Below are 26,927 nucleotides of genomic sequence, written 5' to 3'. Positions count from 1 at the left end.
GGACCTGACGGCCCGCTGCAACGACGCATTAAAGGGAGAGCAGTGCGCCGGGCTCGGTGACTCGTTCGTCGATTTGCATGTGGCGCACGTCTCGCACATGAGCAAGGAGCTGAGGCGCGCCGTCGACGGCCACCAGCGTCAGGCTGATGCTGACGGTGAATTCCGAGCCGTCTACGCGGCGCACGCGCCAAGTGAAATACACGGGTAGCCCTGAAAGCGCCGATTGCATCTTGCTCAGGGCCATCTCGCGCGAGAGCTGCCCATCCGGTTGCAGCCGAGGGGCGAGGTCCCAGGGGTCAAATCCGGCAAGCTCATCGGCGCGGCTCATGCGGAGCATCCGAAGCAGCTTCGGGTTCGCTTCCATCAACTTGCCGTCCCGAAACAGTGCGATGCCGTCATTGGCCTGCTCAAACAGGACGCCGTAGCGACGGGCGTATCGTTTTGCCTCGGTCTCGGCACGTCGAAGTTCCGTGATGTCGCAAACGATGCCGCATACCCGGACAATTTGACCCGCAGCGTCCTTGACGACCTGCCCCGATACGAAGAGGACATCAGCCCCGCCAAGGCTGCGCTCGATGCTCACGTCAAAACGAAATCCCTCTCGATTTCGGGTCGCCCACAGGAATCGTCGCAGGACGCGGCGCTTTTCCTCAGGCGCGAGGGCGCCAAGGAAGGCTTCAAGCGTTCTCCCCCAGGTCGGACCACGGTGGCCCGCAAGATTGGCGAGCTGGCGTGACCGATAGAACCGTCGGGGCTCGGTGCTGTAGTCGAATACGCCCTCGCGCAGCCCGCTTGCGGCAAGTTCGAAACGCTCCTCCTCGGCTCGCAGGCGGCGTAGCCAGGCAAAGATTGCGGCACACATGGCCCAAAAGAAGACCAGACCCACAGTGCAGAACAGGATGACGCCGCGCGTGACCTCTCGCCAGGCTTTGAACACCTGAATCCTGTCCAGCCCGACCGCCACGATAAGCGGATGGCCGGGAACACGGCTGTATGCCGCGAATTTGGCCCGACCGTCCTTGGCAACGCCCGCCGGAATGGTGAATGTGCCCTCGGCGCCGAACGAGCCCACAGGCAGGGTGGTTCCGGCAAGGTTGTCCCCGACCGTACTGGCGGTGTATGGCACACGTGTCAGCAAGATTCCCCGGTCGCTCACCAGGGAAAGGACCGTGTGGGGCCGGGTGGTCAACGAGCGATAGAAAGTCCGCACGTAGCGCAGGTCGACCAACGCCATGACCATGCCGCCAAACTTCCCCTTGTCGTCGTAAATCGCTTTGGAAATTGGCAGCACCCACTCGGTGCCATCGGGCGCCCGCCGCGGCTCTCCGATGTGGGTCCCGCGGTCCAGGGGCGTTTTCTTAAAGTAGGCGAGTGTTTCGCAGTCCTTGAAGTAGGCGTCAGGCGGGGTGACGCGCCCAGAACTTGCGACCACCTCGCCATTCGGGCCCACCGCCAGAAGGGTCGCAATGACGGCGTTATCGAGCACCTCGCGTGCGATGGCTTGATGCACCCTCGCGGGCGAGAGGGCGCGGTAGCCGCCCTCTGCGCGGATGGCCGAAGCCGAGGCGTGGAGCGTGTTCGTTACGTCCCGCAAGGAGGCCGACAGGTGACCGGAGAGGCTTTGGGCCACGAGCTGCCCTTCCCTGTATGCTTCTTCGATGGAGCGCTCACGGGAGGAACAGGCCGACCAGACGGCAAAGGCCACGGTGACACTGGTCACGACGAACGCCGACAGGGCCAAGACGTATTGAAGGGGAATTCGGCGGGCCAGCATTCGATATCTCAGGGGTTGCCTATGGGTTATCGGCGCGAGGACCGGAAGCTTTAGGCCGCCATCGCCGATGAGGCCCCTGCGGCTAACCCGGCGGTCACAAGTGCTGTCAGCGCTTGGTTTTCGGCGTCTCGCTTCCTACCGCGCATCATGGTCCCGCGAGGACAGGGGCGTTCGCTATAGGTGGCACGGACAACCTCCGTGCTTTGCACCAAGGAGATTTAATGCAAGTTCAGACCAACAGCCGCGCCCAACGACGCTTTCTCGATGCCGTCGCCATCCAGCGCCAAGTGGCAATCGCCAGGTCTCGCGCCACGGCCGTTAACGACGCTCGCGTTTCTGTTCAGCGTGGCCGCTTCCGCAAACACCACGCAATGGACTGTGGAAATACGAACTGCGGCCTGTGCAGCAATGCCCGCCGCAATCCGCACTCGAGTGGCCTTGCCCGGCTGACCCGTCAAGAGCGGGTGCATCTCGAGCAGCTGTCCGGCGGCGTTCGCGAGCTTTTTTCGGGCCACTAAGCAGGAAGTACTCCAACATTCAACACGGGGCACCTTTTGGTGCCCTTTTTCACGCCTGCCTCTCGCGCCCGCCCACGTCGCCTCCCCCACCCATCCTGGGTGATGGCGGTTTCACGCCTTTTTCAAGGCAAGCCTTGGCTTGCCTTTCGGTATGCCCGTGCGCCGAAGGGGCAGCAGGGGATAAGTCACGGCCCTACACGAGAGCTGATTCCCAGCTCGGCCATGAACCTTCAAATCCTCTCCGACCTCCATATGGACGGCGCAGCCTGGACGGCGCCGCTCACCGAAGCCGACGCTATCGTGGTGGCCGGCGACCTTTTCGACGATGGTGCACGCTCCGCCGTGTGGTGCGTCGAGCTTGCCCAGACTGCGGGGAAGCCCGTCTTCTTCGTGCCGGGGAACCATGATTTCTACGACGGGGTGATTTCGGAGCGCTTGCTGAACATGCACCGCATTGCGTGCGCAGGCGACGTCTACCTGCTGCACAACAAGTCCGTAGAGCTGCAGGGGGTGCGATTCGTCGGAACTCCGCTGTGGTCCGACTTTCAGATTGACGGCCCTGCGTCGTCCGTGCTGGCCAAGCATGCCGCCCAGGACCTCATGGGCGACTTTCAGTACATCCGCATCGGCGATGGGACGGGAAGCGCCAGGAACCTTCGCTTGAACGACGCAGTGCGGATGCATGAGCGAGGCCTGCGCGCGCTAGACCGCGGATTGACCAACGCCTACTCGGAGAAGGTGGTGGTCATAACGCACCACGCACCGTCCGTACGTTCGCTCACCCGGGGCTTCCGGTACTCACCACTCAACGGGGCCTATGCCTCTGACATGGACGAGTACGTGGGCAACTCGATGGCCAAGCTTTGGGTCCACGGCCACATGCACGCAACGCACGACTATATGGTCGGCTCGACACGCGTGCTCTGCAACCCACGCGGCGGCCCCCGTAGCCTCAACGTCGACTTCAACCCTGCCATGGTCGTCGAGGTTTAGGCAGTCATGCTCCGCAGCGAATACGCCCTCTACCTTTCGGACATCGGCCTGAGTAAAGACCAGCTCAGGGCGATTCGCTCTGCCCTCGCTATCAGCATGCGCGAAGCCCCTGACCCTTTCTCCGTCGGCTTCGACAGCGGGCTCAATCTGGTCTTCCAATTCCTCTCGGGAGGCTTAGCCGAGGCCTCGGAGTTCGAAGACGACTATTCGGGCTTACCGGCTCACGTGCAAGTCCCTGAGGCGCCGGGCGAGCATGCGCTTCAGCTCCCTGCACAGTGGCATTGGGCGGCTGAGCAAGCGGAACAGCTGGCAGGCGCGGTGCAAAGCCTCGCGCGGCCAACCTGGCATGAACTAGCTTGCCAAGCAGCCCGAGCAGAGGCAGAGCCGGAGCGCTTGTTTTGGGCCGGGCGAGCCTCGGCACTCACTGCAGTTGCAAGCGCGTTTTGGGGCCAAGCTCAACCATAGGCCGTTGCGCCCGAGCAAAAAAATGCTGCCCTCGGGGAGGGCAGCAGGAAAACATCAGCGGCGAGCGTAGCGAGCCTTGTTGAGGGTTCGATGCTTGTCAGAGCGCAAGTTGACCCAGACTGTCTTGACGACGCCCCCTGGCAGGAGCGCCATGACTAGGTCACGATACTCGTCCATTGGGCAGCGCCACAGTTGCTTGACAACGCGGCTATTTCGACCGTCGGGGCCGTCTTCCGCTTCCGTTTCGATGAGGGTTGCTTGCTCCGGGATAAAGGCATGGAGCAACGTCACCTTACCGTACCGGTCGCTGTTGGCTTCATTGAGGGCGTGCCTCGTGTACCTCAGAGGTCCACGGTGGCATGGCTCAGCCAGGCGCGCCGGCATAAAAACATCCTTGTGAAAAAGAGCGGTCATCAAAAGCTCCAGGGGGTTGTTCCTGAAGCGTTTAGCGAAGCCCCTTTAAATAGCTTCTGCGTACGAGGCTCCTCCGCCTCGCCCCTGTTGGGCGTAGCACCCCTTAACCCTGCCTCCGGCTAAAGGGCCTTGCTACAGGACCGAACGAGCACTTCCCTACGCTTCACATGCCCGCACACGTCCCCGCCCTTGACCACTCCACCTGGCGCCATCTCCTGCGCGAGGTGACGCAGGCCTCGCTTGGGCTGCGCCTGAAGCGCTTCCCGAAGGAATTTCTCCAGACCGTTCTCGTGGCGCCCGCCACGGTCGCCCGGTGGATTGCGCAGGAAGTACCCGCCTTGCTCGAGCGTCCGCATCTCCATGTCGTGATTGCTGGCGCCGCGAAGGGCCCGGACAGCCTGGACGAAGGTCGCTGGTACCAATACCTGCCCACGTTGCTTGGACGGCCAAAAATGACGGTGCGGGTCACGTTAGTCGGGCCGGAACTGAAGCAGGGGACAGAGAACGCGAGCATTCGCTCGGCAAACGAACGGTCCGGCATCATCACGAGCGCCGGAGCAGACGCTGTGAGCAACCTGCCTACGGCAGAGCTCGCCGCGGATGCTCTTTCAAGCTGGTGGGCGGAGCGCCCCCAGAGCGAGGCAACGCCCGACGTGTGCTTCGTGTTCCACCCCGGCATGGAAGCCTTCGGTGGCTCCTGGCTGTCGCGGGAGCAGGGCCTATTACCGTTGATGGACGCCGGCGTTCCAATCGGATTGGCCGCCTCTTGTGTTGAGGAGCTTTGGCACGACGAGTGGTTGGTACGCAAGTACGGCGCAGCCATGCGCGGTCTGGCACAGGCGAATCCTTTCGCGCTCGAAAGGGACAACGCCAGATTTGGAGGCCAATGGGCCGCCCTTACCTGGACGCTGGACCCCACCCTCGTACCCGCCGCAGATTTCAAGGCCATCAAGGCGGAGCTCGTTCGCTTCTACCTCGCGCTCGACCAAGCCAAGCCCGGCTTTTCCTCCTCGGGGAACGCCATCTTCGGATTCATCGGCGGTGTGGTCCCGATTCAAAACGTGGCCACCGATGAACGAGCCCGGTTGGTCGGCATGCCCGCCGGCGTGCTTCTGTGCCTGGAGTCCGGCCAACTGCTCGGCCAAAACACGGTCGGGCGCTTCGAGCTTGTGGAGCGCATTCCTGCAGTACCGCTCGACTTCCTGGCCGATTTCCCTGGCGAGGAGGCCCACCCGGTTGACAGGTTCATCTGGGCGTCCGAGAAGTTCCGGGGATACGTGGAGCCAGTGCTTTTGTCGAGTGCAAAGAGGGCACCAGAGACCTACTTCGACCTCTTCGGCTCCCCGTTGGAAGCAAGGAAAGGGTCGATGCCTGGCGACCCGGGCCCCGGCGGCATTTCCGACTCTATAGGCGAGGGCTAACTTTGAGCGCTGAGCTATACGTAGGGTAAACCCTTCCTCTACTACTTGGAGCAACCGTCATGCCCGTCTCGCACAGCCCGAAGTTCACTGATGATTTTGAGCGCCAGCTCGCTGCCCAGGCAGCCGCGCAAGGTGGCACGAAGGACGGCTACACGTTCAGCGACGCCTTCCACCTGTGCAAGGACGCGCTAACGACCGTAGTGCGTGTCGTGCAACGTCTGCGGGCAATCGCTCAAAGCCGGAAGGTCGGCTTCAACGTCGCCTGAGCGGCCGTAGCCCGACAGAGCCCTGCCGATGCAGGGCTTTTTGCTGGCCAGTGCCGATGCCAATCGCTCGTTTAAGCGCCGCGCGCTATTCAACAGCAACCCCTTTCGGAACTGAACGATGAAATCCCTTCTCCCCCTCGTCTTCGCCGTCGTCATCGCGTGCGGCATTCCAGTTGCGAATGCACAAGGCGGTCCGTCAGCAGGCCTCCTAAGCGCAGCGGCTGACGACTCGACGGCGTTCGAGCTCCTCACGCAGTCCCAGGTTGGCTTTTGGCGCGGCATGTCCCGCGAAGAGCTCGAGTCGCGGACGACGGCCAAGTCGCCTACGCATCGGGTGCTGAACCTAGGTGAGTTCGAGTTCTCGGTTCGGGGCGTCGATTTCGACCCCGAGCAGGGCCTCGTGGCCGCATCCCTTGAATATCGAAGCGATGACCCGGCAAAGATTGAAGCAGCCTACGAGGCCTACAAGCGAGCCCTTGGTGGCCTGAAACCCGACTACGTCCGCTCCGCGCCGAACGGCACGCCTGCGATTCCTGACCTCAAGTTCGAGATGATGGGCTGGAAATCCCCGGACGGCGCGGAGAGTGCGCTCGCGCGGCTTCACTCCTATGCAGGGAAGGCAAAGAGCAAGGGCGCTGTCGCCGCAGGCATCGTCACCTTCGCCCTTCGGCGTCGGTGACCGACGTAATTCAGGCAAGGCAGAATAAGGGGTCCAGTGCAACGACCCTTCATGCCCCACCAAACCGCCCCAGATGCCGACCAGCAGATTGACGAAGTAGCCAGCCGGCATGCAACTGCCGCAGCCTTCTTCGAGCACTGGCCCTCCTCCCTCACGCCAGCCGAGGCCACTCTGCGCGCTCAGCTGCAGTCCTTTGCGACGTTTGGTGCGATGCTGTATGTGTACGTGCTGCATCGGGGCAAGGTCTTCAAGGCGGCGCCCTACCCGAGAGATATCGCGCGAAATGCCGTGAAGAGGCAGTGCTTCTGCAACGCCGCCCAGCTTGCGACAGAGTTCCCCGACAGGTTTGTCTACGTCGAGGGCTATGCGCTATCTGCCATGGCGACAGCCCACGCCTGGTGTGTTACCCACGACGGAACCGTCGTCGACCCGACGTGGGAGAACCCGGAGGAGTGCGCCTATGTGGGCATACCCTTCGACCTGGACTTTGTCACGACGCGCGTACTCGAGACGGGCTACTGGGGCATCTTCGGCGAGATGCCGCAGCGTCAACTGCTTTTGCGCCCCGTCGAAGAAATGGTGCATGAACTGTGGAGAGAAGAGATAGCCGCACGCAAAAAATGGCCCGCGCTCGAGGCCGTTCTATCGGGGACGCCAGAGAAGAACGCCCGCAGCATCCGCCGGTAAGCAGGCTGCAAAGCCGCGACATGGGGCGAGCGGAGCCCTCCTGGCTACACGTCAAAGGACAACCACCCTTTGACCAATGAACCAAAATCCTCCGAACCTGGCCGAGTCCAACTTGCTGCAAATCTGGGAAGCGATTCGCGACGACGCGTTCTCGAAGCGCACCGCTGACTTGCTGGGGGCCCTCAATGGGCTCAAGGGCGCCGGCCCAGAAGCAATGCTGAGCCGTCTGCTGTGCTACATCTACGATATCGCTGTGTACCAGCTCGGCGCCGTGTACGGCGATTTGCTGCCTAGCGATGCAAACGCGCAGCACTTTTTCGTGGCCACACCGATGGGCTTCCCTGGCAGCACCGAGTTGATTCCATCCACGCGCACCGAGGATGAATCCTATGTTCTTGCTGCCAAGCACCTGGCGCTGATGGACAGATATTTAAGCGACTACGCGCAACGTCCGGCGTTGTAACAAGGAGCCCGGGCTACGCCTAGCATGCCTCATTCCGCGCCCTCCATATGGAGGGCGCTTTCCTTTGCCTCAGGCACAGAGAAAAGCTGAGCTCCAGGCGCTATACGCCTTCATGTCCTCTATTTTCCTGAAGCTTTGTGAACGCATGGGTCTGTCAGCACGAGCGCTACAAGCCCACGCCCCGGTGGTTGTCCCATTCCTGACCGGAGCGGGCGCGGGGCTGTCCGTCTTGTACGCATGCTTCTGGCTTAACGGCCTGCTCTCTTTCGGAAAACCTGTTTTCTGGGCAATCACCGGCTTGCTGTCGCTCTTCGTCCTTTCCGGTGCCGCCAACGTGACCTTTGCTCGCCGGGAGAATCGAGCCATGCAGCCCGCAGAGCGCGCCTGGTTCGCCGCAATGTCGGGTGCCGTGCCGGCGCTCCTCATCGTTGTCATCGCGCTCACAATGTCCGCGGGTGCCGTAGTGCTGCGGCTCTTGGCCAAGGGAGACCCTACGGTAACGGCGCAGCCCCTTCAGCCGTTTCTGCTGTGGTGCCTGCTGGCTCTGGTTGTCCTCAGCCCCGCAATGGGCGGCCTGGGCTGGCTCGCGGTGTCGAAGCCGGTGCAAGCCTGGTTCGCAGAGTGCTTTCCGCCGAAGCCGAAGCGCAACTAGCCCGACCCCTCGCCCGTTCGCGCCGGGTGCTTCGTCGTGCACCTGCGGCCGCGCTGCTCCGCTAAATCCGGCACCTAGACGACCTGGGTGCGAGCTTGCCGACGTGGCGCCCCACCTGCGCGCTGACCGCCTGACGGCGCTCGCCTGAAATGCCTGAACAAACCTGCTTGCCGCTTGACGCAATGACCGTCCTACCCGCCCCCGCCACGACACTGCCCGCCATCTGCGCTTGTGACGCGGTACCCGCTTTGTGCCGGGCTCGCCCAGGTGAATTCCTTGCGCGAGGGAGGCGCCGCCGTCCTGACGGAACACCGTACATCGAGTTTCACCGGGGAGCGGGAATATGCGACGGCGACTTCGATTTCCTGAAGGGTGCGCTACTTGAACCCCGTGTGACGATTCTCAGCTTCCTCCCGCCGCACCCGTCGCCAGACCCCGGGCTTTTGGTCGAACTCGCGCAGCGGGGATACGACCTCGCTACGTTCTCCTTTTCGGTCCAACTCCGGTCCGCACCGTTTGCCCACCCCAAGAGGCTTCGTTCCGTGCCACAGCTGAAAGCAACGCTGCTGGCCAGGTGGGGCCGCGTCGAGTATGACTGCCCGGACCTTTGCACCTCTTGGGGATTTCCGGCGCGTCGGTGCGACTCGAGCATGCTCATGGGATTCTTCTCAACGCCTCGGTACACCGAAGGCGACGGACAGAGCATCTACACGCCAAAACGTCAACTGAGTTTCCTTGAGGAGTTGAAGGCTCGGCACCTTGATGTCCGCACCGTGCGCATGGCGGTGACGCGAACGCAAGACGACCTCCCCACCGTAGCCCCTTAAGCCGAGGCGAGTCCTGCGCCCACGGCAAGCGGGCCCGTTTTCTACACAGGGCAGAACCCAACTACCTGGAAATCCATGGAAATCCTCAGCCTTTCCCAGCGTCGTCAAGCTGCCGAAGCCCTGCTTCGTATTGAACCGGACAGCATGACTGGTCCAGAGCTCGACCTGGCCATCGCGCTGCTTTGTCACAAGCAAATCGACGTTGATGCGGTGCCCCCGCAGCAGCCTCCGCGGGTGCTGACCGACCACGAGTGGGGCCCGTATTCCCCGACGACCGATTGGCGCCTCACCGGGGAACTCCTGGCAAACGTCGGACTCGTCTCGGGCTCTCACGCCATCTATGGTGAAGGCGCTGAATCCGAAACCGTGGTCAACCACTGGTACAGCTGCCACGCATACGTGGGCGGGAACAGCACGGAAGGCTACGACCTGCAAACCGTCGTTGGTATCACGGCAGCAAAGCTGCTCGCTCACGAGGTCGAGTTTTCTCCTGCATGGAAAGCTTAGCTCCGCCCGCACCCTGATTGGGCCGTCCCTGTGGACGGCCTTTCTCTTGGGGCGGCCGCGTCAGCGCACTCGTAGCTACAGGAGGAAGGACAACTTACCCGTACCAATGAACCTCTCATCCTATCCGAGCCGGAGCTTCCGCAAGCTTTGGCACCAAGGCAGCCTCAACCCTGTCGACAAAGGCGTTCGAGGCGTGAGCTACGAAGGCGCCGGGCTCTCCGTGTCTCGGCACCCCGATGCCTGGGAGCAAATCGCGCGCCTTGGTGGCCTGCCACTCTGGGTGCTGAGCCGCAAGGACCGAAGCGCCGGCCGCTTCATCGACTACCGCCGCCTTGGCCCTAGCCAGCAACATAAACTCGCGCAGGAAGGTACCCGCCGCGGCTGGCTACAACGGGCAACCAGGCACAGGTTGCAGTGGACCGACCCCGAGGTGGGCGACAAGCGGTACTGCCTTTTCGCCGACGAAGACAAGGCTAGGGCCGAAGCCGACGATATCGAGCAATGGGCGGAGAACATCACGACGGACCTCATCGAGATGGACGTCGTCACCCCGCTCCTCGCCAAAGTAACGGGGCAAGCGGTTTCTGATGACCTGGCGGTTGACATGGTGCTGACCGGCATTGTCGAGGAACTCGATGTGTTCGACGGGGTCTGGTGGGCCGACCGCCTGGACCCAGCAAACTTCTCTGCCCCAAGGGGCTGCATCTCCATGAGCGCCCTTTGCCGTTGGGACGTGGAGCAGCGCGCCCCAGCAAGGCGTTGACCACAATCATTCGAGCTAGCCCGACCCAGGGCTCGCCTTTTCTTTGTCTCTGAATGCCGAACCTTCGGGCCGCCCCTGAAGCGCTTTCCTACACGTCGCAGGAAATACAGGAGCATCCCATGACCCACTCAGACATGGCAATCGCCATTCTTCAGAAGACCAACGACGGCGACGACCTGAGCCCTTCAGACCTTCATCTGCTGGAAGGCGCGGTCAACGGCCGTTTGACCAGCAGAGCCGTCGAGCTGTTCGAGGCAATGCATAGGAACGTCACCGAGGGGACGTACGCAACCTGGCAGCGGACGTATCTGGCGCCGCACCTCACCAAGGCACCCGACGGAAACGTCTACTGGAAGGGCATTGCGGTTGAACACTATTCCTTCCCGCCTGAACGCCGAGACGAGGAACTGACGCAGGCCCAAATGCTTGCCGCCCGCTGCCAGCAACTGGAGGCCGTCGACATCCCCGTGAACTCGCGGACCGTGCTCTGTGCGGATTGCTACGACGCGCCGGCGGATAGCCCTTGGAAGCAACTGCTCGGGAAGTATTACAGCTTCATGAGGAAGAACGGACACGTCATCGGCCTGTTCCACGTCAAGTTGTCAGAGACAGGACAGCTCGGCATTGCCGCGGTCAGCGCGAAAGATGGCGTCGCAACGGTCGAGCGCCACCTTGAGGCCTACGACGCGTTCCACCACTACCAGCGACTTGGCTTCGAAAGCCAGCAATCGTCGTCCTACGACCACACGGCCCGCTTGCTGGAAGCGCTTGGCCTGCAGCCGGACGTCCTTAAGGCAACACTCGCCGCCGATTCCGAATTGGCAAAATGATTTCGCCCCGCTCGCAGAAACTCGAGCGGGGCGTTTTTCCGTGTCCGATGGACTCGGGGACCGAGGGCTAGGGGTGCTGCCGCGCCCGCGGGTGAGGCACTAGTGCCCTGGCCAGCGCGAGCACATCCCTTGCGACCAGTTTCGCCTGTACGCAGTCCTTGACGTTCGGGCCTGCCCGCTTGCAGAGCGCCTTCGCCTCCTCGAATCGCGGGCCGGAGGTTTCGACGAGGACGATGGCATTTCGATTGGCGCCCATGGCGAATGCTGGGGCGACTGTCATCGCCAGGAGTGCTGCTGCGAGGAGATTTCTGTTCATAAAGCGGTGCTGCTCAAAAGGGGCCATCAACGGTGGCGCGCCAGCTTTGGAATAGCACTGCCATTTATCGCCTCAGGGAAAAGCCGACACGAGGTCGGCTTTCGAAAGGGCTTGTCAGCGCACCAACGAGAGCTTGCGAACTACAGCGGTGGGCGGCTCGGGCGTCAGTTTGGGGCTCGGGGGCACTTCAGTCTGCGCAGCCACCGCAAACTCCTCGTCATGAACGGCGAGCTCATCGTTTGCTGCCAAACTGAGTTGGTCTACTGCGAGCCGGCCATCTGAAGACGTCAGGTCGAGGAGCTGAATCTCTGCCGGGCCGCGGATTTGACCGGCCTCGTAGAGGGCGCGGATGGGACCGGCGAGTACCTCTTCCATCTTCACCGGCCCAGGCGCTTGCATGAACGCTGCAATCGGAACGGAGAGGGGGCGGATGGCGACGAAGTGGCTCATTCTTGTGTCCTTTGTGTGTGCAAGACCTGTATAGGCAGGCACTTTAGGCAGGCGCTTTAGGGAGGCCGAGCCTGCCCAACGACGGCCGCGATACCACCTCGGCCTCACAGCTCCCGCGCGACGACCTTTATCGCGGCTTGACCGAGCATCTTGGCGACGTGGGCCTACTGCGTCCCTGGACTAGGCCAAGCTCATCGGATTGCGCCGCGAATAGCACGCTCATTCCCCTGCCCGCTTCTGCGGGCGTTTTACCGTCCACACCTGCGGTCAGGGCGACGAGAAAAAGCCCCGCGGATGCCGCGGGGCCGAATGTTGCGAGAGTGGCCTTCAGCCGGGGGTCAGCGCCGGCGACCAGACGCCGCTGTAGGCGACGCCTCGACAGCGAGCAACCTCAGCGATAGCGCACGTAAGGCGGTCTTGCCGGTCCCCGACTACACCTGGCTGCAGGCGGTCGGCCCCATACGCCACGGGATTTCCGTTCACCGGCGTTCTGGTCAACAGCAACCAGGCAGCGGAACTGCGCTCGGCCACATTTCCGAGAGTGGCGCCAATTCGGCACCGCAGCTCATAGTTGGTCAGGTCCCTGACTTCCCAATCGATTTCGGCGACCTCAAGCTTCACCCTCCCAAGCCTGCGCGCGAGCTCGGGCACCACGCCCCAAACGAGGCTGGAATCGTAGGTGCAGTCGTCGGGTCGGAGGGTCGTACTTTTCCGGGCTTCACGCGCCAGCTTCAGCAGTGCGGACGCGAGCCACTGATTGGTAAGCCGGTACAAGCGGTTCGCCTCCGAAGCCTCCTGGTCTAGCCTGCTGCGGCATTCTTCGCTCAAGTGCATTCTGAACATCGGTTCTCCTGAAAGTAGTCCTGCCGTGTGTAGGTAGCCGCGCGACCTGCCCAAGAAAAAAGCCCCGCAGTGCGGGGCTCGTGAATCTACGGTAGAAGGCTTGCTCAGCGAGCAATCGGGGTGATGTCGGCCAGGTTGGCCTCCTCGATTCGAATGCCGTAAATATCGGCGTCCGAATACAGGATGCCTTGCTTGTTCTCAATGAAGCTGAGGTCATCGACCACCCAGGGTTCGGAGCCGCCGTCCAGCTTGGCGCAACGCGTCCCAGCGGGGACCGTGACTTCGTATTTCGAAGGACCGACCGTCGTGGTGACTTCGGCCTTCGTGCGGGCAGTGTGGGTGCGGGGAGTCGGTGTGCTTTTCATATCTGTCTGCAAAAAAGGGGTTCTTTGGGGAGCGGCCAGCGTCAGGCTTGCCTTGATTCCTTGAACTTCGATTTCAAGAGTGTGAGAAATCTCGCGGGGGTCAGGTAGTACGCCGTAGGCGTCCGGGCATCCACCTCAATCGTACCCTGTTCAGGGTTGTAGGCGTAGTCGTGGTCGTCGCCAAGGCCGCACACGAGAACGTCAAGGCGCTTCAAGCCTTCGTAGCATTGAAGGAAGCCTTCGGATTCCTCGGCGCAGATGCCTCGCACCAGGTGGGCATAGGCGTCGGGTTGCTCGTCCTCCAACAAGAAGCAGCGGGCGAGCGCTTCCGGCTGGTCGTTGAACGCCGCGTTTGGGTAGGTTGCCGGGCCAATCAGCCGGTGGGCCAGGCTCTCGGTGACCGCCTTCAAGTCCTTTTGGAGCTCGTAGTCGGCCATGACATTCATCTCGAGCATCGCTGCCGCGGCGTTCTTCTTCAGCAGCAGGAGAGCTCGCGCGACCTGGCTTTCGTTGTGTTCCATTGAGGTAGAGGGAAGTTGTCCTCTCTCGTGTAGAGAATCAGGCCTAGGCTGGGACCCGGCGACTTACCGCCAGCTCCGAATTCCGGTACCTGGGGTCGTGGCTGACCTCGTCGCCGAGCCATGCCGGCCGCGGAAAGTCCTGTTCCTCGGACCCAAGCTCAACTTCTGCGACGACCAAACCGTCCAGTTCGCCCTCAAAGACGTCGACCTCGAAGGTCACATCGCGGACGGGGATGAGGTAGCGCACCTTCGTGAGGCGGCCCAAGCTTGCATGGCCGTTCAGGAGGTCCTCGGCATCGCTGAGGGGGATGGGGTACTCAAATTCCGCGCGGGATAGCCCTTGGGTGTTGCTCTTGAGGGTCAGAAATCCCTTGTCGCCAGCGACCCGCACTCGAACGGTCATTCCGTTGTCAGCCAGATATCCCTGGCCAATATGGGTCCCGGCCAGCCCCGAGAGCACGGAGCGGTCCCTCACAAGAAACTTTCGTTCGATTTCAGTGGCCATGACAAATCCTTTCAGTTCGGGGGTCTAGCGATGGCACTTAGCTACACAGGCGAGGACTGGCAAAGCCCTCAACCCTCGTATTGGACCTCCCGCGCGCCCGCGCCGCAGAGCCTCTACCGGGGACCGAATTTGGACACACATGATGAGGAGAGATTTTGATTGAGACTGTGAAGAAGACGGTGAAGGCCTATTTGGCGCGCAATCCGCACGAAGCAGCCGGCCTCCGTGCGTTGCAGGCCCAGCTTGCCGACGACCGGGACATTTTCCTTCGCTCGAACATGCGGGGCCATCTGACCTCCAGCATGCTCGTTCTGGACGAGACCCGAGCCAGGGTGTTGGTCATCCACCACAAAGCCTACAACCGCTGGTTGCCGCCAGGCGGGCATGCTGAGCAGCCCTGCTCGTTGTTCGACTCGGCGCTGCGCGAAGCTGAGGAAGAGACTGGGGTGACAGACCTCAACTGCCCGGGGGCCTGGAGCCTCGCGCCCATCCCCCTGGACATCAACACCCACGCGATTGCCGCGCAGCAGCGCAAGAACGAAGGCAAGCACTGGCACCACGACTTCGTCTACCTGGGTATGGTGGATGAGCCGTACGACCCCGTGCCTCAAATCGAGGAAGTTCACTCGTGCCGCTGGCTTGACTTGGCAGAGTTCGCAAATGACCCCGACGAAACCAACCAACGGCTGGCTCGGAAGGTGCAGCCGCTCATCGCTGCCGGCATGCTCCCGAGAGCTCGAGCACTAGCTTGATTGTGGAAACCCGCCTGGCACATGCGCCTGGCGGGTTTTTCCTATTCCCCGGGGAGCCAGCACACCACAGGACGCCCGCCTGGGAGCGCCCTCTATTGGTCGGAACCGATGCTGAGCAGCTCGATGTCGAACTTCAGCACGCTGTTTGGCGGAATGCTGCCGGGCACCCCCCGCTGGCCATAGGCGGTGTCGCTGGGGCAAGTGAGAGTCGCCTTGCCTCCGACCTGCATTGTTTGTACGCCGTCTGTCCAGCACTTGACTACGCGGCTCAAGGGAAGGGCGATGGGCTTGCCCCGCCTGTGGGAGCTGTCGAATTCCGAACCGTCCGGCAGGGTGCCGCGATAGTGCACCTTTACGGTGTCCGAGGCCGTAGGGTGGGCGCCGGCACCCTTGAAGGTGTGCTGCACCCTGACCCCCGAAGGAAGTGTCTCGACTTTGCGGGCAGCTGAAGTGGCTACCACGGTTGCTGTGGTGGCGACAACCTCGGCCGCCGGTAGAGCAGCGTGAGCCGAGGTGGCGAAGAATGCGGAAGCGAGCAGGAAGGTAAACGGTTCCATGGCCTAAGGTGGCAGTTCGTTGGATGAGATATAGCTCCCCTCCTTAAACGTCAGGCGCGCTCAGCCGCGCGCCTATACCAATAAGGACCACTCACCCCCCCAAACCATGACACCTGAAGACTTTGCCGGGCCAACGCCCGAGGCGCGAGATGCGCAGCTGCGCCAGTACCGTGCTAGGGCCGCCTACTACGACTCCTTCGCTCTCGAGGGTGTCAACAACGACTGGAAGCATCCGACAGTTGTGTCCGCGCGCGCAGCCTACGAGGCGACAGTGACCGAATTGGTCGGGCTGCTCGGAGAGCAGGCAGACTGCCGCCTGGTCGACACGGACCTCTGGTCGGCATTCTCGGATGCTCACAAGGACGACGTTGGCTTTCGCCCTCGAACGCCGAGAAGCAGGACCGCGGTCCTTCGCTGGTTCGAGAACCTCAAGGCCACGGCCGAACACAGCTGATTGATTCCAAGCCTGGCTCTCCCTCCGAGATGCCAGGCTTTTTTATGACACGGGGCCACCCCCCCCGTCAGCGGCCGCCCAAAAAATGCGAAACGGCCCCGTAGGGCCGCCTCCTAGAGCCAAGCTCTCAGCTTACTTCTTCGCCTTCTTGGCGGGCGCTGCAGCCTTCTTCGCCGGCGCGGCCTTCTTGGCTAACGGCGTGGCAGCAACCTTGTCGGCCTTGCGCTTGGCGGCCTTCGGGTCGATGGCGGCCTTGAAGGCGGCGCCCGGCACGAACTTCGGCACCTTCTGCGCGGCAATCTTGATTTTCTCTCCCAGGCGCGGGTTAAATCCAGAGCGAGCAGCGCGGGAGACTTGCTTGAACGTGCCAAATCCGATGATTTGGACAGGCTCTCCCTTCTTCACGGCACCGATGATGGCGCTGGTGAAGGTCTCGACGATGCGCGCAGCCTCTGCCTTGCTCACATCGTGGGTGGATGCAATCTTCTCGACCAGTTCGATACGGTTCATTTCAGTTTTCCTTGGAATAGTTCACCATGTTGCCTATGGCGGCGCAGCTTCTAAAGCGAAGTTGCAAGCGGCGCGAGTGTATCCCACCTTCGGAGCCCACTAGAGAGAGGCCTCGGGAAGACGTGGCTGCGCTGACACCTCTAGCAGGAGCAATTCTGGGCCAAGGCCGAGTTCGTGATGTGCCGCCCGAAGTCCTGCCCCCGCCAAGGCACCGCCGGAGGCGACAATGGCGCATTGCATGCCCCGTCCCCTCCCACAATGAAGCCGCTTCCACCTGAGCTCGCCGACCTGGTCGACGGAATCATCAAGAAAGTACGAATCGACGTCGAAGCCGGAAATGCACCTCAGACGTTCGCCATAGTGGGCAGCACCTTGTCCCGGGAAGTGTTTGAAGTGCCGCTGCCTACCGATGAAGACCAGGCCAAGACGCAAGCCGCGGAGCACATCAGACGTGTCGCATCGCTGATGAGCGCGGACTTCGTCGTTCTCGTGGTCAACTCCTGGGGCCTTCCGAAGCGAAAACTCAAGGACTTCGACGCCATCATGGATAAGTACGGCTCAGTCGGCAACAGCCCCTATCGCGTGAGCCAGATGGCCTTCACGGTAGAGACGAACGAAGGCGTCTGGCTTGGGACCGCCCCTCTGGTGAAGAACCCGCGCAAGGTCCGCGGGGACACGTTTGGCGCAGTGACGTTCTTTTCTGGCACCACGTCGGACACGGCCGGCGTGTTCTCAAGCCTGCTTCCGCAGGTCAGGGCCACGCGGCACTAGGCGCCAAGTAAAGCGCTGAAGTCGGGGCACCCATCGACGAGCACCTCATCCCGTATGTCGCTTGGTTGGACTTTTGCGGAAGCTGAGTTGGTCGAAGCCAGCTTGCGCAATGCGGTACTTGTCCGCAATGCCGACCATGGGGCGCGATTCCGGTGCCAGTACGCCGCCCCAGAACATGTCGAGCTCCTGATAGGCCTGATAGGCATCGAATAGCCGGTAGAACTCCACCGTTTCCAGCGCGGGGTTCAGCGTCAGGCTTACCCGGCTAACGCCAACTCCCCTGCGCTCAGCCTCGTTGACCGCGATGGCAACACGCTGGGTGACCGCCCAGTCGAAGAGTTCGGTGCGACCCTGTTCGCCTAGAAAGTCGCCGACTTTCTCGGCAAGCGTGCGCTTGGAGCGCCACCCCTTTGCCTTCAGCTCCTTCTCCGGCACATGTCGGCTCAGGTCGGCAATGGCCCCCCTCGCGTCGTAAAAGACATGTTCATCGACGGCGTAGCAGTCGGTCAAGTCGTGGTCCCGTGGCGGGCGGTAGCCGCGCAGGTGGCGCCCGTATAGGCGGACACGGAGGCCACGGTACAACTTGCCGGCAAAGAGGATGTGGAGTGCGTCGAGCGCGACCACACTGCCGTCAGCGATTTCGATACGGCGCGGAATCCCCGCTGCGGTGAGTCCATTCCAGGGAACAGGAACGGCTCCCTCCGCAAACTGCTGGCGTGCGGCCGTTCGCACGAACACCCGTGTCTTATCCGCGCCCAGGGCCTGAGCGTTGTCGTAATAGTCCCGGAATTTGGAAAGTACGCGCATTTAACCGGCGCTCTGCACGCCTATAGGGTTTGTTCACAGGATAGGGCACGCGTTTAGCCCGCATGCCACCGCCGGAGGCCGGCAGGTTTGCGATAATCCTGGGCCCAACGCCCGCTGCTCCCCTGAAAGACCCCGATGATTGAGGCTCGCGCCCTGGACCCGACGAAAGTTCGCGACATCGCGCCACTGGTGCTTGACGAAGGCGGCCGACTCAAAGTTATGCCGGCCGCATTTTATGAAGGGACGACGGTTGAGGAGCGGGCTATTTTTGGCGTCCGCCACGCCGCATACGGGCTGCCAACGCTGGAGCTTGTGGCTTGGCTGAAGGCGTTGATTGGTGACAGGCCTGCCTTGGAGATTGGGGCAGGGACGGGTGTCCTCAGCGATGCGCTCGGCATCATCGGCACTGACAACCTCATGCAGCAATGGCCGCACATCCGAGCGCACTATGCCGCCCTGCGCCAGCCAGTCATCGCCTACGGGGCAAATGTTAGGCAGTACGACGCCGTCGACGCGGTGTGCGCGCTCAAGCCGAAGGTGGTGGTTGCCTCATGGGTCACTCACAAGTACGACCCGGCCCGCCACGAAGCCGGCGGAAACGAGCACGGCGTAGTCGAAGAGGAAATCATCCGCAACTGCGAAACCTACGTGGTCATCGGGAACACACACGTCCACCGGGCCAAGTCCGTCTGGTCCCTACCCCACACGCTCCTCCACCCCTCGTGGCTGTACTCCCGCGCACACAATGGCTCCCGAGAGTTCATCGCGGTGTGGGGCAAGTACGCGCCGTGGCGAGCAGCCTAAAAAGAGAGCCCTCCGGTGGAGGGCTCGAATCATCGGTTGGTCTCGGGTGCTTTCGTTAAGGCGAACTCGATGCGGTCAGCGTCAAGCATCAGGTAGGAATCCCCGCCGCCCTCGGTTTCATTGCGGTAGATGACCGCGTCATAGCCGGCGCCTTCGAGCAATGCTTGGAAGCCAGCTTGGTCGAGATAGCCTTCGTCCCACAGCGCATCACTCTGCTCCGCCGAGATGACACCTGCGTCCCTCAACGCCGGAATGAGGTTGTTTAGGGTCCACGTATGGCAGTCAGGCATCCGCAAAGGGTTCTGCATCGTGAGGAGGCACGGGAGAATGCGCGCGCCCTCGACGTCGTCCTCGTCGCCTCCTTGCAGGAGGTGCTCCAACCGGCGGTTAGCCGTGTCCTTCGAGCCGAAGTGGTAGCCAACGTCATCGCTGAGTTCGAAGCGGAGGAAATCCTCGCGCGCAACCGTCGCGTGGTAGGCAAGAAAATGCGTTGGCATGGGCAGTAGCTCCCTAAAGTAAGTCCTGCCCTGTGTAGCCACCGTTTTGTTCGGCGAGGGGGAATCGCGTTGGGGCGCTCGACCGACTTAAACGACATGGCCGGCATAATCTAAAATGCAACAGCCTGCTTGCGCCTCGACACTGGTGCTGCTAAAATGCTTCTAACCGCGGCGCTGCGCTCGCGTACCACCTCCCATAAGAAACAGGCAATCTAAAATGCAAAAGTCCATTCGTGTCGCTGTCGCAGCCGCTGCTGTCCTCATCCTCGCCGGCTGCGGCTCGGTCAACTCCACCCTTGCGAAGCGGCACGAAACCGTGGAGCACTACCACGTGTTCCAAGTGAAGACCCGCGCAACCACGGACGCCGTCATCAAGGCTACCGCCGACGGCTTGGCCCGCAACACGAACTCGGTGGTGCAGAACCGTCCCCTGCAGATGGGCGCCAAGGTCCCCGAGACGGCCGGTCGCTTCCAGCTCGTCGACCCTGCCGCGGCACTTGGCGGGACCTCGCTCGGCGCAATCATGGCCATACAAGGGGGCGCCGGCGCCTCCATTCCACGCGTTGCCAAGTGCGACGGCGCCGTCTGGACGTCGCGTGCCAATCGGAGCGTCTCGGGGTCCGACAACCTGACCCTGTACACCTGCATCTATCGATACAAGGATGGCTACGAGCTGAACATGTATGCCGTGTTCCAGAAGGCGAGCGGCGGCCTGAGCGGCCTGGCGCGGGACGCCGTGGCAAGCGCAATTGGTTCTCCAGAGGAGTGGACCAACAAGACCATCCTCGACATGGCGCGCAGCGTGGAATCGGCAACGGGTGCCAAAGTCGAATACGTGGAAGGCCAGCCGGAAATCGGGGCCGTGCCAAAGGTCGACCAGCTGACCCAGCGCTGAGCCATCCCGGTTCACACAACATGGGGGCCTTTGCGGCCCCTTTTTGTTGGCAGCAAGCTCCGCCGGCCTTTGAGGCGAGCGCAAGGAATGGCCAGAGCCTGCTCGCTAGACGAGCCAGGACCACTCATACAAGGCAACCCATGCCCACCCAAGCCCCAAAGCGCTTTTACGGCGACGACAACCTGGCCAACCCGGCAGCGAAATTGCGAGAGCTGGGCATTCAGCTTCATGCGACGTATACGCACTGGATTGCGCGCAACTGGCACCCTCGCGACTTCGTCTGCGCAGTCGAACACACCGCAGACGTTGCCTTCGCTACCTTCCTGCTGGAAGGTTCTCCGGATTTTTCAGGGGAGCCTCCGCCGCAACTTGAGCAGGCAATCTTGGCCGTACCCCGTTCTGGCCAGGACCACGGCGCGCCGATACGGTTCTACGACGAGTTGAGCTCGCTCAGCCCGGAAATCGACACAAAGACCTTGGACCGCGTCCTCGCTCCGCACTTCATCCGCTGGGTTCTGGACGGGTGGCTCGCGCGCGATTTCAAGCAAGCGGCATCGGCCTGCGCTGCGGGCATCGTCTATGACCATCACCTTTGCAGCCAATTGGGCGGTCTTGGCGGTGGCAGAACGGCCCTCGAGTTCTTGACCGAGCCGTACCGCGTCGTAGAGCGCGTGACAGCCCAACCGGCAGGCCGCTGATTCCTATCGCCTTCCCGTGCCTTCTCGCCCGGGAAGGCGTTTTCTTCCGGGCTGATGCGGCTACAGCGCCGTCTCTATTCCAGTCACAACGCGTACCCGCTTCGATTCCGAGGAGCCTCCAAATGCTGAAGCTGAAAACTCTGGCCGCCGTGTTGGCCACCCTCGCCATGCTGGCAGTTTCGCTGCCCGCAGATGCCCGCGCCGGCAGCCCGTCCGGTTCGAAGTCATCATTTACGTCCTCCCGCAGTGTCACCGCAACTCCCGCGAGGGCGCCGGTCCGCGCGGGTGGCGGAGCGTCGGTAGGGTTGCGGCGCTCCGAAGCCATGCGCGAGGCGCGCTCGCAGCCCGCTGAGCCTGCCCGCTCATACTCGCGAGCCACTGAGGTGCCTGCTACACAGCCGACGGGCAACGGGAATAGCATCATCGGAAGCAATGTGCCGCGGCGCGAGGGCACGCCCCTCACGGCGGGTGGCGGTTCGGCGGGCGGAGGCTCCGCCGGAAACTACGCTCGGCCGGCCACCCAGGAAGCGCCACGCCGCGGTTGGAGCGGGGCCCAGATTGCGGGCGCCGCCGCCCTTGCCGGTGTCGCGGGCTACGCGATGGCGGACAACCGAGACCCCGCTCCCACGTCGACACCCACCCAGACACCCCAGGTGCACGAAGCTCGAATCCGGACGCACGAGGCCCCCGAGGCGGGGGGCTATTCCGAACGGGCGCCTCGGGCTGCATCGGCCGCCGTGAACAACCCACCCACGTCACAAACAGAAAAGCCTGCGCCCGCGAGCATGCTCGGTGGCCTGCTCCTGGCCTTGCTGGTCGTGGTTGGCGCTTTCTTCCTCCTGCGCAGTCTGGTGAAGCGAGACCGCGGCAACCAGCCGGCGGGCCAAGCCGGGACGAACAAGGCCGGCAGCGACCCAGCGCTGGCGACGACGCCTAGCCCCCGCGCGACTGCTGCGCCGTCGGCCGACGCACAGTCCGAACTGCTGCGGGAAGCCCCGGAGCTGTTTCGACGCGTGCAGGACGCCAACAACCGAGGTGACCTGGAAGAACTGGCAGCGTTGAGCGACGATGGTGACTTACTGCAGTACTTTGTCTCGAGCATCAATGAACGGAACGAAGCGCCGCGTACCAAAGTTCTCGCCGTGAGCGTCCGGGGCAATCGTGTGCTCGACTTCGTAAGCTCGGCGGCGTCCTTCACTGGCAGCATCCACTTCAAGGCGGAAATCGCCGAGGGGGATGGCCCCTCTGAAGTCATCGAAGAGGTCTGGCACTTCCTGAAACCCTCGGGCGGGGGAACCTGGAAGCTTGCCGGTATCGAGCAACTCTGACAGACATCTCTGCGAACCGTGCCCCCTCGCTCACGTGCAGGGGGCACTTTGCCGTAGGCTACGAAGCTCCAGGAGGCCGAGCGTCCGACGGGCCGCTAGGAAAGTCGTTGATTTGGCGCGATGCCTCGGGCTTCCAGCGCGGCGGAAACCGAGGCTGCTATGCACTCCGGCGCGTAGCGGAGGGTTTGGCTCTCGTCTAAGCCAAGGGCGTCGAGCACGCGTGCGAGCGCGAGGAAATAGGCTCGAAGCCTTTCGTACGGTACTTCACCGTCCAGCTGAACAGTTTGGCCGCTGGCGCGATTGAGCCGGCGAGCCAGCTCCTCCGCATACGCAAATCGAACCCGGTCATGCCCAAAGTCTCCAGAGATGCTCAGTCGGGCGTCATGGGTGAAGTCGTCGCTCTGGATGAATACCGAGCCGTCGTTTGCTTGCGCAGCGGTCCAGGGGCCGGCTTCTTATACCGGGGACTGCTGTCGGCAGCCCGCTTCGTACATCGCGAAGGCATCGTTCGTCAGTTTGTTAGCGTAGTTGTGCCCGTTGCGCTCAAGGTCGTAGCCGCGATTCCGGGCCAACTCCACGAACGCACGCCGGCTCTGGGCATGACGATTCGACACTGTCTCCTCCGCGAGATGTAGTTCCAAAAATAGCGAAGCGTTTTAGCCAAAAAAAATGGCTGCCCCGACTTTCAGCGGGGCAGCAGGAATGATGGAAAGTTCAGGCCGCTACCGGAACTTGGTAGCGCAGCTGGTTCCAGGTCAGGCCGAGCGAGATGTCTGTCTTGAACGCAACGAGCTTCCGGGACAGGCGAACCTGGTCGACGTGCGCGCGAAGGTTCTCGGCGCGCTTGCCTTTCAGTTCGCCTGCCGCAGCCAGTAGGTTCTCCAGGCCACCGTACTTGGCAATCCATTGGCCCGCCGTCGTCGCCCCAACGTCGGGGACGCCTGGCACATCGTCCGAATCGTCGCCGGTCAACGCCAGCACGTCGTGCACCAACTCGGGCGGCACGAAAAACTTGGCCTTGACCCAGGCGGCGTCACGCCACTCCGGCTTGAAGTGGTCCCGGATTCGGGCGCCCTGTGCGAGCATGACGGTCATGTCCTTGTCGTTGGACACGACCACGAGTTCAGCACCGGGCTTTCTCTTGGCCCAAAGGCCGCCGACTGTGCCGATGACGTCATCCGCTTCGACACCTTCTACCGAGATTGAATGGATTCCGATGTCCTTGATGCGCTCGCGGAACTCAGGCAGCGCCGCTCGGAGGTCCTGGGGCATCGGCTTTCGCTTCTGCCGATAGGCTGGGTACAGGTCGTGCCGCCAGGTGCGACCGCCGAAATCGAACGGGGCAAGTACGTGGCTTGGCCGGTGCTCGCTCAGTGCGCGCCTGAAGGAAGCCAGCGACGAGCGCAGTGCGCCTTGGGCCTTCTCAGGCGAATCGTCGGCCGGAATGGCTTCGTAGACGCGCCGTACGATGTTCAGTCCGTCGATGAGGAGGAGCTTTTCCTCAGGGGGTTGTTCGTAGTCTTCCATTGATGCCTCTTTCTGATAACAGGTCCTGGAGCGTGTAGCGAGTCAGCCACGGGAGGCGCGGATATAGGCGTGGTGCATCTCGGCTCCACCATTGACCATGCGATAGCTACAGGGGGCATCAGGACAACCCAACGAAAGAACGACCAAATGACATCCTCCAAGACTCTCCTCGAGGCCAAGGCGCCCCTAAAGCCCAAGCCCACGGCTGCAGAACGGAGTGCCGCGCTGGTCCAGCGCAAGGCCGCCGAAGCCGCGGCTGAAGCCGAACGAATCGGGCGCTTCGAGACCGAGCGCCCAGTCTGGTGGCTGCGAATCTGGGCGAAGGCCCTGCGGCTTTCCCTCCTGGCACGCGACCACACCGGCTTTCGCGACGCGTATAGCTGGTGGTTTGACGACTTCCGCGTGGATGCCGTGGCACAGTCCTTCCACCTGGAGTCGACCGGCGGCCGCGCGAACGTGCACGCCGAATCGGGCACCGCGGCCTGCGAGTTCGAGCAGATTGACGCGGCCCTGGACCGCGCCATCACCTGGTTCGACGAATACCTCGCCGAGCAGGAGCGCCTGCGCCAAGCCGAGCTCGAACGCCAGGAGCATCGAAAAAGGGGCCTGGAAAAGCTCACCGATGCCGAAAAGTCCGCCCTAGGCCTAATTCGCTAACCACTCCTTCAGGGCCCGCACACCGTCGCGGGCCCTTTTTCTTTGGACACGCGTGCCCTTTCGATAAGAAAAGCGGCCCCACAAGAACTGTGTGGCCGGTCGAATATTTCCCCCCCCGCTGTACCCGCGCCTCGTCGCGGTAACAAGGCAGGCCTCGCCGCGCAGGCGGCATTCACCGACCCCGCTCCGGGGGACGCGCTTTTACTGAGGCGCCCTTGTCCTTTTCGCTACACGCACCAGGACAAACTACAGCCCTTCGGGGCCTCAAGACACATGACTTCCGAAAATCGTGACTTCGCGGTGGACCGCAACATCCTCGTATCGGTCATCCAATCCCAGGCAGGAACACTGGGCAAGGCGCTTCTCGAAGGCGTCATGAACTCTGTCGACGCCGGCGCAACCCGCGTGAGCATCAAGCTCGGCGAAGCAAGCTTCACGCTTCGGGACAACGGCCGCGGCTTTCAGTCCAAGGACGAAATCATCAAGTGGTTCGAAACCTTCGGCACGCCCCACAAGGACGGCGACGCCCGGTTCGGCCGTTTCCGCATGGGCAGAGGACAACTCTATTCATTCGGGGTCAACACCTGGCGCACGGGCACCTTCAAGATGGAGGTCGACATCATCGGGCAGCCGAACCTCGGCTACAAATTGACCGAGAATCTTCCGACATCGAAGGGCTGCCGCATCGACGCGAAGCTCTACGAGGCACTGAGCGCAGCGGCTCTCGACGAGGTTGTGCGCGAGTTCTCTGAGCTCGTGCGCTTTGCAGAGATTCCCGTGACGTTGAACGGCCGCGAAATCAGCCGCAACGTGAAAGACCAGAAGTGGGACACCGAAACGGACGACGCGTACATCAAAATCGTCCGGACCGGTGACCTGCTGGTCTACAACATGGGCGTTCTGGTTTGCAAGTTTCCGAACTACGAGTTCGGGACTGGGGGCCTAGTGGTTTCGAAGCAGGCCCTTGAAGTCAACTTCGCGCGCAACGACATTCTTCGCCACAAGTGCGAAGTCTGGCGCCGCATTGCAAAACACATGAAGACGTACGGCCTCAACAAGGTTGCGTCCAAGGTGTCGCTGACGAAGGAAGAGCGAGACTTCCTGGCACGAGAGTGGAGCTATGGCACCCTGCCCCCCGACAAGGAACTCGAGCTGCGCGACGTGAAGCTCTTCACTGATGCGACTGGCCGCCACTGCTCGTTGACCGACCTCTCTAATGCCTCGCGGCTGGCGGTCGCCCGCGGCAGCCACGGTCGCATCGGAAACAAGCTGCACCGGGAAGGGAAGGCCTTTGTGCTGGCGGAAGAGACGCTCTCGCGTTTCAGGGTCCATTCGCTGGACGACCTGCTTGGCATCATCGAGGACAGGACCAAGATGGACCTCCGTCACCTGACGGCAAGCCTTGAGTCGCTTGCACTAGGGTGCACCGAAACGTACCTGGTCACGGCTGACGAGGAATTGCCGGTGGAGGAGCTTTGCATGCTCACGGCGTTGCGCCAGAAGCATGAGAAGTTCCACCAATGGTTTCTGACGGGTGAGCGCAGCTCCGGCATGCGCGAGCTTCAGTCGGGTGAGTCGGATGTGGCGCTTGCGTGGACCGACGGCGCCAGCTATATCGTGATGGGCCGCAAGGAACTTCAGAAGGCGATGGCCAGGGGCGTCGCGGGTTGCTTTGAGCTTCTTCTAACGCTGACCCACGAGTACTGCCACGACAGTGCCGACTTGGAAAGTCATGAACATGACTTGGTGTTCCTTTCAAAGCATCACGACATTGTCCAGTACCAGGGCGGGAAGTTGTTGAAGCTCGCAGAAGAGGTCAACTCCCTCTACTTGCGGTTGGCGAAGCGCGGTGGCATTTCGCTGCCCGCCCGGCCGGCAAAGCCCACAAGCGTCGGCCGGAAGAAGGCAACTGAAGACCATCCTGCGGCGAAGGCACAGCTCAGCCTCGCATTCTGATTCGCTAAGCGTCCGCTCTATTGAGTGGACGCTTTTTTCTGGCCTGGCGGGCGGTTGTTCCTACACGGGAAAGGCAATCAACTCTCCCCGATAGGAATCCTCATGACCCAGCAAGCAGTTCAAGCGCGTCCGGTCGCCCAGCCGCGCGAATCCGCCTCTTTCACGAGCGTCGACTTCGACCGTATGGTGGCCTTCGCCTACGAGCGTGGGTGGCAAGAAATGCCCTTCCATTTTGTCGTCAAGGAGTGGGCCCGCCAACAGATACTGCATTGAGGGCTTCCCGGCCTCCATTGCAGATGATTCATCAGTCCACCGTTCGGTGGACTTTTTTTTCCGCTCTCCCCCAGGCGGCTTGAGCCGGGACCCTATCTGCCGCTCGCGCACTGAGCGCACACCAACGCGGTCGCTTCACTGGGAATGACAGCATCCTCCGCACCCGGCGCCGCCTCTCCCGA

Annotated in this window: 34 protein-coding genes; 22 read left to right on the top strand and 12 right to left on the bottom strand. The window is 62.3% G+C overall.

Features of this window, described 5'->3' with window-relative positions:
* Positions 1-28: 28 nt before the first annotated feature.
* Positions 29-1,774: a cache domain-containing protein gene (locus APY03_RS12525; RefSeq protein WP_068677290.1), complete on the bottom strand. Its 1,746-nt coding sequence runs from the start codon at positions 1,772-1,774 to the stop codon at positions 29-31.
* A gap of 221 nt (positions 1,775-1,995) precedes the next feature.
* On the opposite strand from APY03_RS12525, the gene APY03_RS41400 reads away from it, so the two are divergent.
* Together APY03_RS41400 and APY03_RS12515 are read left to right on the top strand one after the other, a co-directional pair.
* Positions 1,996-2,292: a hypothetical protein gene (locus tag APY03_RS41400; protein WP_102906933.1), complete on the top strand. Its 297-nt coding sequence runs from the start codon at positions 1,996-1,998 to the stop codon at positions 2,290-2,292.
* Between the two features lie 222 nt (positions 2,293-2,514).
* Positions 2,515-3,285 (top strand): metallophosphoesterase, encoded by a 771-nt coding sequence (locus tag APY03_RS12515; protein WP_068677286.1) that lies wholly within the window; start codon positions 2,515-2,517, stop codon positions 3,283-3,285.
* A gap of 519 nt (positions 3,286-3,804) precedes the next feature.
* On the opposite strand, the gene APY03_RS12505 is transcribed toward APY03_RS12515, so the two are convergent.
* Positions 3,805-4,164: a hypothetical protein gene (locus APY03_RS12505; RefSeq protein WP_068677282.1), complete on the bottom strand. Its 360-nt coding sequence runs from the start codon at positions 4,162-4,164 to the stop codon at positions 3,805-3,807.
* Between the two features lie 224 nt (positions 4,165-4,388).
* Between APY03_RS12505 and APY03_RS12500 the strand changes: the two genes are divergently transcribed.
* The 9 genes from APY03_RS12500 to APY03_RS12455 all read left to right on the top strand — a co-directional run bounded on the left by APY03_RS12500 (position 4,389) and on the right by APY03_RS12455 (position 11,259).
* Positions 4,389-5,585, top strand: coding sequence for an MSS51 C-terminal domain-containing protein (locus tag APY03_RS12500; protein ID WP_198161243.1), 1,197 nt, complete (start codon positions 4,389-4,391; stop codon positions 5,583-5,585).
* 59 nt (positions 5,586-5,644) lie between these two features.
* Positions 5,645-5,851 carry a hypothetical protein gene (locus APY03_RS12495; RefSeq protein WP_068677278.1) on the top strand — a complete coding sequence of 69 codons (207 nt, stop codon included), beginning with the start codon at positions 5,645-5,647 and terminating at the stop codon, positions 5,849-5,851.
* A 118-nt stretch (positions 5,852-5,969) separates the two neighbouring features.
* Positions 5,970-6,530 (top strand): hypothetical protein, encoded by a 561-nt coding sequence (locus APY03_RS12490; RefSeq protein WP_068677276.1) that lies wholly within the window; start codon positions 5,970-5,972, stop codon positions 6,528-6,530.
* A gap of 51 nt (positions 6,531-6,581) precedes the next feature.
* Entirely contained in the window at positions 6,582-7,217 is a 636-nt protein-coding gene (locus tag APY03_RS12485; protein WP_068677274.1) for a hypothetical protein, read from the top strand.
* Between the two features lie 76 nt (positions 7,218-7,293).
* On the top strand, positions 7,294-7,680 hold the full coding sequence (locus tag APY03_RS12480; RefSeq protein WP_068677272.1) for a hypothetical protein: 387 nt from the start codon (positions 7,294-7,296) through the stop codon (positions 7,678-7,680).
* A gap of 112 nt (positions 7,681-7,792) precedes the next feature.
* Positions 7,793-8,332: a hypothetical protein gene (locus APY03_RS12475; RefSeq protein WP_146039496.1), complete on the top strand. Its 540-nt coding sequence runs from the start codon at positions 7,793-7,795 to the stop codon at positions 8,330-8,332.
* 902 nt (positions 8,333-9,234) lie between these two features.
* Positions 9,235-9,666, top strand: a complete 432-nt coding sequence (locus APY03_RS12465) for a hypothetical protein (protein ID WP_068677267.1) — start codon at positions 9,235-9,237, stop codon at positions 9,664-9,666.
* Positions 9,667-9,772: 106 nt separating this feature from the next.
* The gene (locus APY03_RS12460) at positions 9,773-10,429 is read left to right on the top strand and encodes a hypothetical protein (RefSeq protein WP_068677265.1); all 657 of its coding nucleotides are present in this window, start codon (positions 9,773-9,775) and stop codon (positions 10,427-10,429) included.
* Between the two features lie 119 nt (positions 10,430-10,548).
* Positions 10,549-11,259, top strand: a complete 711-nt coding sequence (locus APY03_RS12455; protein ID WP_068677263.1) for a hypothetical protein — start codon at positions 10,549-10,551, stop codon at positions 11,257-11,259.
* A 430-nt stretch (positions 11,260-11,689) separates the two neighbouring features.
* Here APY03_RS12455 and APY03_RS12445 read toward each other — a convergent pair whose 3' ends face one another.
* The 5 genes from APY03_RS12445 to APY03_RS12425 form a co-directional block, all read right to left on the bottom strand.
* Positions 11,690-12,025, bottom strand: coding sequence for a hypothetical protein (locus APY03_RS12445; protein ID WP_068677259.1), 336 nt, complete (start codon positions 12,023-12,025; stop codon positions 11,690-11,692).
* A 327-nt stretch (positions 12,026-12,352) separates the two neighbouring features.
* Positions 12,353-12,868 (bottom strand): hypothetical protein, encoded by a 516-nt coding sequence (locus tag APY03_RS12440; RefSeq protein WP_068677256.1) that lies wholly within the window; start codon positions 12,866-12,868, stop codon positions 12,353-12,355.
* 104 nt (positions 12,869-12,972) lie between these two features.
* The gene (locus APY03_RS12435) at positions 12,973-13,233 is read right to left on the bottom strand and encodes a hypothetical protein (protein WP_068677254.1); all 261 of its coding nucleotides are present in this window, start codon (positions 13,231-13,233) and stop codon (positions 12,973-12,975) included.
* A 41-nt stretch (positions 13,234-13,274) separates the two neighbouring features.
* Positions 13,275-13,754, bottom strand: a complete 480-nt coding sequence (locus APY03_RS12430; RefSeq protein WP_068677252.1) for a hypothetical protein — start codon at positions 13,752-13,754, stop codon at positions 13,275-13,277.
* A gap of 43 nt (positions 13,755-13,797) precedes the next feature.
* On the bottom strand, positions 13,798-14,259 hold the full coding sequence (locus APY03_RS12425) for a CYTH domain-containing protein (protein ID WP_068677249.1): 462 nt from the start codon (positions 14,257-14,259) through the stop codon (positions 13,798-13,800).
* 155 nt (positions 14,260-14,414) lie between these two features.
* Between APY03_RS12425 and APY03_RS12420 the strand changes: the two genes are divergently transcribed.
* Positions 14,415-15,011 carry an NUDIX hydrolase gene (locus APY03_RS12420; protein WP_068677247.1) on the top strand — a complete coding sequence of 199 codons (597 nt, stop codon included), beginning with the start codon at positions 14,415-14,417 and terminating at the stop codon, positions 15,009-15,011.
* 92 nt (positions 15,012-15,103) lie between these two features.
* Here APY03_RS12420 and APY03_RS12415 read toward each other — a convergent pair whose 3' ends face one another.
* A complete protein-coding gene (locus tag APY03_RS12415) occupies positions 15,104-15,568 on the bottom strand; it encodes an FKBP-type peptidyl-prolyl cis-trans isomerase (protein WP_068677245.1) in 465 nt (154 codons plus the stop codon).
* Positions 15,569-15,674: 106 nt separating this feature from the next.
* Between APY03_RS12415 and APY03_RS12410 the strand changes: the two genes are divergently transcribed.
* Entirely contained in the window at positions 15,675-16,022 is a 348-nt protein-coding gene (locus tag APY03_RS12410) for a hypothetical protein (RefSeq protein ID WP_068677244.1), read from the top strand.
* 132 nt (positions 16,023-16,154) lie between these two features.
* Here APY03_RS12410 and APY03_RS12405 read toward each other — a convergent pair whose 3' ends face one another.
* A complete protein-coding gene (locus tag APY03_RS12405) occupies positions 16,155-16,532 on the bottom strand; it encodes an HU family DNA-binding protein (RefSeq protein WP_068677242.1) in 378 nt (125 codons plus the stop codon).
* Between the two features lie 258 nt (positions 16,533-16,790).
* Between APY03_RS12405 and APY03_RS12400 the strand changes: the two genes are divergently transcribed.
* Positions 16,791-17,303, top strand: coding sequence for a hypothetical protein (locus APY03_RS12400; protein WP_068677240.1), 513 nt, complete (start codon positions 16,791-16,793; stop codon positions 17,301-17,303).
* A gap of 45 nt (positions 17,304-17,348) precedes the next feature.
* On the opposite strand, the gene APY03_RS12395 is transcribed toward APY03_RS12400, so the two are convergent.
* Positions 17,349-18,110 carry a hypothetical protein gene (locus tag APY03_RS12395; RefSeq protein ID WP_068677238.1) on the bottom strand — a complete coding sequence of 254 codons (762 nt, stop codon included), beginning with the start codon at positions 18,108-18,110 and terminating at the stop codon, positions 17,349-17,351.
* 135 nt (positions 18,111-18,245) lie between these two features.
* Between APY03_RS12395 and APY03_RS12390 the strand changes: the two genes are divergently transcribed.
* Entirely contained in the window at positions 18,246-18,914 is a 669-nt protein-coding gene (locus APY03_RS12390; protein ID WP_068677236.1) for a hypothetical protein, read from the top strand.
* A 29-nt stretch (positions 18,915-18,943) separates the two neighbouring features.
* Here the strand turns inward: APY03_RS12390 and APY03_RS12385 are convergent, their stop codons facing one another.
* A complete protein-coding gene (locus APY03_RS12385) occupies positions 18,944-19,411 on the bottom strand; it encodes a hypothetical protein (protein WP_068677235.1) in 468 nt (155 codons plus the stop codon).
* A gap of 217 nt (positions 19,412-19,628) precedes the next feature.
* Between APY03_RS12385 and APY03_RS12380 the strand changes: the two genes are divergently transcribed.
* From APY03_RS12380 to APY03_RS43670, 4 genes are all read left to right on the top strand, one after another.
* Positions 19,629-20,306, top strand: coding sequence for a hypothetical protein (locus tag APY03_RS12380; RefSeq protein WP_068677234.1), 678 nt, complete (start codon positions 19,629-19,631; stop codon positions 20,304-20,306).
* A gap of 140 nt (positions 20,307-20,446) precedes the next feature.
* Complete coding sequence (locus APY03_RS12375) at positions 20,447-21,004, top strand: hypothetical protein (RefSeq protein ID WP_068677232.1); 558 nt, start codon at positions 20,447-20,449, stop codon at positions 21,002-21,004.
* 737 nt (positions 21,005-21,741) lie between these two features.
* Entirely contained in the window at positions 21,742-22,332 is a 591-nt protein-coding gene (locus tag APY03_RS12370; RefSeq protein WP_146039493.1) for a hypothetical protein, read from the top strand.
* Positions 22,333-22,679: 347 nt separating this feature from the next.
* The gene (locus APY03_RS43670; protein ID WP_068677228.1) at positions 22,680-22,967 is read left to right on the top strand and encodes a hypothetical protein; all 288 of its coding nucleotides are present in this window, start codon (positions 22,680-22,682) and stop codon (positions 22,965-22,967) included.
* A gap of 79 nt (positions 22,968-23,046) precedes the next feature.
* Here APY03_RS43670 and APY03_RS12360 read toward each other — a convergent pair whose 3' ends face one another.
* Positions 23,047-23,859 (bottom strand): 5'-3' exonuclease, encoded by an 813-nt coding sequence (locus APY03_RS12360; RefSeq protein ID WP_068677226.1) that lies wholly within the window; start codon positions 23,857-23,859, stop codon positions 23,047-23,049.
* Positions 23,860-24,006: 147 nt separating this feature from the next.
* Between APY03_RS12360 and APY03_RS12355 the strand changes: the two genes are divergently transcribed.
* The 3 genes from APY03_RS12355 to APY03_RS41395 all read left to right on the top strand — a co-directional run bounded on the left by APY03_RS12355 (position 24,007) and on the right by APY03_RS41395 (position 26,745).
* Entirely contained in the window at positions 24,007-24,516 is a 510-nt protein-coding gene (locus APY03_RS12355; protein WP_068677224.1) for a hypothetical protein, read from the top strand.
* Between the two features lie 273 nt (positions 24,517-24,789).
* Positions 24,790-26,472: an ATP-binding protein gene (locus APY03_RS12350; RefSeq protein ID WP_068677222.1), complete on the top strand. Its 1,683-nt coding sequence runs from the start codon at positions 24,790-24,792 to the stop codon at positions 26,470-26,472.
* A gap of 102 nt (positions 26,473-26,574) precedes the next feature.
* Entirely contained in the window at positions 26,575-26,745 is a 171-nt protein-coding gene (locus APY03_RS41395) for a hypothetical protein (protein WP_157103402.1), read from the top strand.
* Positions 26,746-26,927: the final 182 nt, after the last annotated feature.

The sequence above is a fragment of the Variovorax sp. WDL1 genome, assembly GCF_001541225.1.
Lineage (GTDB): Bacteria > Pseudomonadota > Gammaproteobacteria > Burkholderiales > Burkholderiaceae_C > Variovorax.
The sequence above is the reverse complement of the archived record's forward strand: the minus strand, read 5'-3'. Positions and strand labels throughout refer to the sequence as shown.